At 47.4% G+C, this 6,824-nt stretch carries 6 protein-coding genes; 1 reads left to right on the plus strand and 5 read right to left on the minus strand.

All coding sequences use genetic code 11. The features are described 5' to 3' along the window. Window positions 1–164: 164 nt before the first annotated feature. From VB081_RS10570 to VB081_RS10585, 4 genes are all read right to left on the minus strand, one after another. A complete protein-coding gene (locus tag VB081_RS10570) occupies window positions 165–1,976 on the minus strand; it encodes an ABC transporter ATP-binding protein (RefSeq protein WP_323400781.1) in 1,812 nt (603 codons plus the stop codon). A 15-nt stretch (window positions 1,977–1,991) separates the two neighbouring features. Then, window positions 1,992–3,704, minus strand: a complete 1,713-nt coding sequence (locus VB081_RS10575; protein WP_323400782.1) for an ABC transporter ATP-binding protein — start codon at window positions 3,702–3,704, stop codon at window positions 1,992–1,994. 76 nt (window positions 3,705–3,780) lie between these two features. Next, complete coding sequence (locus VB081_RS10580; protein WP_323400783.1) at window positions 3,781–4,011, minus strand: hypothetical protein; 231 nt, start codon at window positions 4,009–4,011, stop codon at window positions 3,781–3,783. Window positions 4,012–4,021: 10 nt separating this feature from the next. Then, window positions 4,022–4,828, minus strand: a complete 807-nt coding sequence (locus VB081_RS10585; protein ID WP_323400784.1) for a glycerophosphodiester phosphodiesterase family protein — start codon at window positions 4,826–4,828, stop codon at window positions 4,022–4,024. 85 nt (window positions 4,829–4,913) lie between these two features. Here VB081_RS10585 and VB081_RS10590 point away from each other — a divergent pair, with 85 nt between their 5' ends. Further along, window positions 4,914–5,792 carry a patatin-like phospholipase family protein gene (locus VB081_RS10590; protein ID WP_323400785.1) on the plus strand — a complete coding sequence of 293 codons (879 nt, stop codon included), beginning with the start codon at window positions 4,914–4,916 and terminating at the stop codon, window positions 5,790–5,792. Here VB081_RS10590 and VB081_RS10595 read toward each other — a convergent pair. Then, complete coding sequence (locus VB081_RS10595; RefSeq protein ID WP_323400786.1) at window positions 5,789–6,682, minus strand: sugar phosphate nucleotidyltransferase; 894 nt, start codon at window positions 6,680–6,682, stop codon at window positions 5,789–5,791. The two genes, VB081_RS10590 and VB081_RS10595, sit on opposite strands and share 4 nt — an antisense overlap. Between the last annotated feature and the right edge of the window lie 142 nt (window positions 6,683–6,824).

Consider the following 6,824-nt stretch of genomic DNA (forward strand, 5'->3'; position numbering starts at 1 on the left):
AAGCTCCCGTATGCTCATTTTCTTGACCTTGTGCATATTCTTTACAACATAGTTGAATATCTGACGCTCCGTATTAGAGAGACTGTCAAGGCGCGAACTTGTAAACTGTTAAAAATCTTCCGTCATCGCTTCAGCACTCCCTTCCGCATTTTTTCCCGCAGTCTTTAGGCAAACTGACTGTTATAAAGCCCTGTATAAAAACCATTCTGTGCCATCAGCTCGTCATGGCTTCCCTGCTCAATGATGTCCCCGTCCTTCATCACAAGAATAATATCCGCATCCTTGATCGTCGAAAGCCTGTGTGCGATCATGAAGCTGGTACGCCCCTGCGTCAGCTTGTCCATCGCATCCTGTATCAGCTTTTCAGTACGGGTGTCAACTGAGCTCGTCGCCTCGTCCAGGATCAGCACCTGCGGTCGTGCGCAAAACGCACGCGCGATCGTCAGCAGCTGTTTCTGGCCTTGCGAGATGTTGCTGCCATCTTCATTGATGATCATATCATAGCCGCCCGGCAGCGTCCTGATGAACGAATCCACATTTGCCATACGGCAGGCCTCATATACTTCTTCGTCCGTCGCCTCCGGCCGTCCATAGCGGATGTTGTCGCGAATCGAGCCTGAATACAGCCACGTCTCCTGCAGTACCATACCGAACTGTTGCCGCAGATTTTGACGCGAGATATCGCGGATGTCCACACTATCTACCTGTATGCTGCCGCTGTTGAGTTCATAAAACCGCATCAGCAAATTGACCAACGTTGTTTTACCCGCACCCGTCGGCCCTACGATCGCGACCTTATGCCCCGGCGCAACATGAACGTTCATATCTGAGATGAGTATCCTATCCGGCGTATAACCAAATCGAACATGGTCAAAGGTGATCTCTCCTTTGATGTTTCCAATGACTTTCAATTCCTTATTCTCCGGCACCTGCTCCGGTTCGTCCAGAAGCTCAAACACGCGCTCTGCCGCCGCAACCGTCGATTGCAGCAGGTTAACGATATTGGAGGTCTGTACGATGGGCTGCGTAAATTGCTGCATATACTGGATGAATGCCTGGATCGCGCCTACCGTGAGCGTCCCGTTTGACGTCATGATACCGCCCAACACACATATCCCAACATATCCGACGTTGCCCACAAGATTCGTGATGGGCATCAGGATACTGGACGCAAACTGGGAACGGCGCGCATCTTCGTAAAGCGCATCATTCATTTCGTCAAACTCCGCTTCCGTGCGTTTTTCAGTATTATATAATTTGATGATATTGTGGCCGGAATACATCTCCTCCACATAGCTGTTGACGTTGCCCAGCTTGTTTTGCTGTCCGATGTAATACTTCTGCGACTTCCTGACCACAAGCGACGACAGGAACAGCGCCGCAGGAAGAACGAGCAGCGCGATCAGCGTCATCTGCCAGCTGATGGAAAACATCATCACGATGATGCCGATGATCGTAAATACCGCAGTAATCAGCTGCGTCATGGATTGCTGGATCGTCGCGCTGATCCGCTCGATATCCGTCGTTGTACGCGACAGGATATCCCCGTGCGTATGCGTATCAAAATAGTTGAGCGGCAGACGCTGGATTTTTTGATCAACCGCCTCGCGCAGATCAAACACCGTACGCTGCGCTACCCGCGCCGTCACACGCTGCTGCATATACGTAAACAGTGCCGACAGTCCATAAATAACGACCAGCGAAGCCAGTATCTGAGACAGGCGCACAAAGTCAATACCCGCGCCTGCTTCATTGCCTTCCGCCGCACTCGCCACTCCCGCAAAGATCGTATTTGTCGCTTCCCCCAATACCTTAGGACCGATGATTAGGAACAATGTACCCAAAAACGCAAAAACCAGTACCGCAATAAGTTGCTTCTTATACGGTGCAAAAAAACCAAGCAGGCGCTTTACCGTACCGCCGAAGTTCTTTGCTTTGTTATTCGTGCTGTCTTGCTTCTTATTCTTCGATTTCACAATAAAACACCCCCTTTACGACATCTGCGTGCGCGCGATCTCGGCATAAACATCGCATGTTTTCACCAGTTCGTCATGCGTACCCTGTCCGATGATCTGTCCCTTGTCAAGCACAAGGATATTGTCTGCATCAATGATCGTATTGATTCGCTGCGCTACGATAATAACTGTAGCACCCTGTGTATTTTCCTTGATCGCTTTTCTGAGCGCCGCATCCGTCTTGAAGTCGAGCGCGGAAAAACTATCGTCAAATACAAAGATACTGGCGTCCGTCGCAAGCGCGCGCGCAATGGCGAGGCGCTGCTTCTGACCGCCGGACACGTTGGAGCCACCCTGCGCGATCGGATCGTTGTATTTGTCTTTCTTTTGTTCGATAAAAATATCCGCCTGTGCGATTTGTGCCGCTTTTTCTATTTGTGCAGCAGGCATCGACTCATCCTCATAGGCAATATTTTCTTTGATCGTGCCAGAGAACAGCACAGCCTTCTGCGGCACATAACCGATACGCTTGCGCAGCTCATGCACATCGTAGTTACGCACATTGACACCGTCGACCAGTACCTCGCCCTCGGAAGCATCATAAAGCCGCGGGATCAGCATAATGATAGATGACTTGCCGCTTCCTGTTGCGCCGATGATTGCTGTCGTCTGACCCGGCTGCGCAGAGAATGAGATATTGGATACCACAGATTTTTCTGCGTCGCCATATCTGAAGGTAACATTTTTGAATTCAACAACGCCTGTTTTTTCTTGCGGTGTTTGAGGGTTTTTGCTGTTTACGATGTCCGGCTTGATATCCATGACCTCGTTGATGCGGTCTGCACACACACTGGCGCGTGGCATCATGGCAAAGATCATCGACATCATCACGAGTGCATACATGATCAGCACCAGATACTGTATGAACGCCATCAAATCACCCACTGCAAGAGAACCCTGCGCGATCTGCTGTCCACCGAACCACACGACAGCGATCGTCCCTAAATTGACAATCAGCATCAATATCGGCATCAGCGTAGAAAGCAATGTCTGCGATTTGATTGAGGTTTGTGTCATGATCTCGTTTGCTTCTTCAAAGCGTTTTTCCTCGCGGCCTTCCGCAGTAAACGCACGAATAACGCGCACCCCCGTAATGTTTTCACGCATCACCAGATTGACCTGATCGAGCTTTGACTGTACAGATTTGAAGATTGGGAACGCACGGCGCATGATAATGACCAAAAACACTACGATCAACGGCATACAGGCAATGATCACCCACGCAAGCTGCGCGTTTTTCTGCATGGACATCGCAACGCCGCCTACACACATGATAGGCGCTAAGATGATCACGCGAAACAGCATGATCGTAAAATCCTGTATTTGCATAATGTCGTTCGTCGTCCGCGTTGTAAGAGAAGCAGTACCTACTTTATCGAATTCCGCTAGGGTGAACTCTCCTACTTTGTGAAACAGCCTTTTCCTGACGTCAGTACAAAACCCGACACCGACTTTGGACGCAAAATAGCCTACGCCGATGGCACAGGCAGAGCCGCCCAAAGATATGCCCAGCATGACCAGTCCAGCCGTCGTGATATAGCCCATATCACCTGCAATAACGCCCTGATCGATGATCGTGGACATGATATTCGGCAGCATTAAAAGTGAAAACACCTGCCCCAATAACAAAAGCACAAGCAAAAGAAGTTGACCTGTGTATTTTCCAAGGCCTCTATATAGCTTTAACAAGGAACCACCCTCCCGTTATTTCTGATATACCTATTTTATCTGAAAAGTATAGTATTTACTACCTTTTTATTAAAAGCTATCGGCTGAAAACATAAATAAGACAAGCTACGATGCCAAGCAGCATAGCAATAACGGAAAACAGATTGTATTTTCTGAGTGTGATGCCACCCCATATTACCGCGAGTGCGGCAAAAGCAAGCCCCAGCCACCATATCTGCGGCAGTAAGATCAAGTAAGCAAGCGCACCAAAAATAACCAGTAATACAGGCACTATCTTGCTCTGCTTTTTTTGTATTGTCTCTTTCATTTTATATTCCTCATGCCTCAAAGTCTTCAAAGATCACTGCGTCTGCATTTTTCATGATACGCTCTTTATTTTCCTTCGAACGCACCGTCCAGATCAGGAGCGGCAATCCGTTTTTACGCATCCTTTGCACAACAGGCATACAATACCCTTCCATCTCATAGCTGATAAAATGCGGACGGCATACGAAGTTGGTGCACAAATGCTTGAGCATCGAGCGTTTCCACTTTGGAAGTTCTTCTGCTCCATAAGAAAACGTTGCCGAAAGCTGTCCGCGCAGTATGTCCGGCGCGTTCTTTTTGAACCAACGCATCGAGAAAGGCGAAAAAGACTGCAATGCATACTTTCCATGGTATTCCTTCATGATTTCGTACAGATTGATCTCTAACTGTCCCGCGCTGCCGGTGTTTTTGGTCTCTATCAGCAAAGGTACGCGCCCGTCAATCAGCGCAAGCGCTTCTTTTAACGTCGGGATCGTACACTGCGTGCCTGCAAGCCGCATCTGTTTTAGCTCCGCGAGCGTATAATCTTCAATTTTTCCGCTTTCACCCGTCACGCGTACAAGCGTATCGTCGTGAAAAACAACGACCTGCCCATCTTTTGAAAGATGGACATCCAGCTCGACCGCGTATCCGTGACAAATCGCATTTTCAAACGCTTCCAGTGAATTTTCGGGCATTTGTTCGTTGTGCAGCCCGCGATGAGCATATTTATACGACTTCATCCATGCGCCGAAATCTACCGCGCGCGAAGATGTCATAAAAAAATACATACAGCAAACGGCAACAGCCGCGATCACTATCCCAATCAATGCTTCCATTCATCATTCTCCCCTGCAACCATTTTACCACACTTTTGATTTTATTTGATAAAAAAGTTATAATAATGAACTGAGGTGATACGGCATGGCAAAGACAGGATTGATTTTGGAAGGCGGCGGAATGCGCGGGTCTTATACTGCGGGTGTTCTGGACGCTTTTTTATCAATGGGCATCCACATGGAAGACATCATCGGCGTCTCTGCCGGCGCAGCGAACGCGATCTCCTATGTCTCCAACCAATATGGCAGGAATCTTGAGATATACAATACCTGTATCAACAATAAATATCTGAGCTTTTGGAATTTTTTAACCACCGGTTCTTTTTTTGGTATGAGGTATGTGTTTTATGAGGTAACGCGCAATATTATCCCTTTTGATTATGACGCGTTTAAGGCTTCGCCCAAAAAGCTTACGATCGTCGCCACGAATTTGAAGGATGGCAGACCGTTCTATCAACAGTTGCATGACTTAGAGGATGAAGCCGATATGAAATACCTGTGTGCCACGGCAGCGATCCCTATGGCCTCTACGATCGTACAGGTTGATGGGCACAAATTGATGGATGGCGGCGCAAGCGATTCGGTACCTATTGAATATTCCTTAAAGAAGGGTAATCGCAAAAACGTGATCGTTTTGACACGCAATGCCGGATTTGAGCACCATAAAAGCAAAATGGGCTGGTACGCCTATTTGCGCTACCCTGCCCATCGTGATTTTGCCCGCACTGTGGCAAACCGTTATCAATATTACAATGAAAGTATCCGCATTGCCGAGCAGGAAGAAACTGACGGTAATGCGTTCATCATCCGCCCCACCAAACCGATCATCGCGGGACGTATGGAAAAGGACCCGCAAAAGCTTTCTGCACAGCATCAGGCCGGCTATGAGGACGCTATGGCACAAAAAGAACGTCTGCTTGCGTTTCTGTCGGACAGCGAGAATGTTACGATTGAAAAAATTTAAACTTCGCCGTACGCCGGATCGATTTTTTTCAATTCATTATACGTATCGATTTCCGTGATATCATCAAAACTGCATTCCCTGATTTCTACATGAAAATCCTTCAAGTGGTATTCAAGCGGCACCTGATCCCAATATCGTTCTTTCCCGCCGGGACTTTCGTATACCTCCATAACACATTCAGACAGCTTTTTACCGTCCTCTTGCGTCCAATAAGATATTCCAAACATATGGTAACAGTCTGTGCCGCCTACACTCATTTTCGTAATATATTTGCGGTTCGCACTATAAAAACACCAGTCGTCTGTTTCTTTTACCGGCACCCCCAGATAATTAGAACAATATTGATACTTTGTCAATATCTCCGGATGATACAGCAACAGGTCTGCTTCTAGCACATAGGCATTTTGCAATAATTCACGCGCATATACAACTGACGAGAGGTTATTCGCTTCATTGTATACTGCATTTTCAATAAAATGGATATTGGGATATTTATAAATAAGCTGGTCAAACTGCTCCGCCAAATACCCACGCACGATATAAATCTCCTCGATCCCAGCCGCAAGGACTGCATCAAGCAAAGTATCAATGATTCTTGTCCCCTGCACCCTTACAAGCGGTTTTGGTGTATTGAGCGTGATGGGTACAAGGCGCGAACCAAAGCCTGCCGCAATAAAAATGGCACGCTTTACACGATATGGTTCCAAAGCCTCCAGTCCCTTTGCGGTAAGCACTCCATCTTTTATATAAGCGAGCTGCATCAGCTCTGCCAATCCCTTATTCACCGTTCCCAGCGCCTTATTCAATGACTTTGCCATCTCACGCTGCGTAAGCGCGCCGTTTTTTTCCATACAGGTTAAAAGGTCAAATTGATTTCTCGTTAACTTCATGCCAGTTCCTTTTTCCTTAAATTCTTTTTATATAAATTGATGCCACCCTTAAGAGCAAGGTTCACGCCCAAGATCATCAAAGAAACAAATGCCGTGCTTTCCAGCATCATTTGCGCTTCAAATAGCGTGATCATAAGCGACA

This window comes from Christensenella sp. (assembly GCF_034927525.1).
GTDB lineage: Bacteria > Bacillota > Clostridia > Christensenellales > Christensenellaceae > Christensenella.

Bases quoted from the DNA above. Each gene is read 5' to 3' on its own strand.
- VB081_RS10580 (WP_323400783.1), bottom strand. From the start codon at position 4,011: ATGAAAGAGACAATACAAAAAAAGCAGAGCAAGATAGTGCCTGTATTA.
- VB081_RS10585 (WP_323400784.1), bottom strand. From the start codon at position 4,828: ATGGAAGCATTGATTGGGATAGTGATCGCGGCTGTTGCCGTTTGCTGT.
- VB081_RS10590 (WP_323400785.1), top strand. From the start codon at position 4,914: ATGGCAAAGACAGGATTGATTTTGGAAGGCGGCGGAATGCGCGGGTCT.
- VB081_RS10595 (WP_323400786.1), bottom strand. From the start codon at position 6,682: ATGAAGTTAACGAGAAATCAATTTGACCTTTTAACCTGTATGGAAAAA.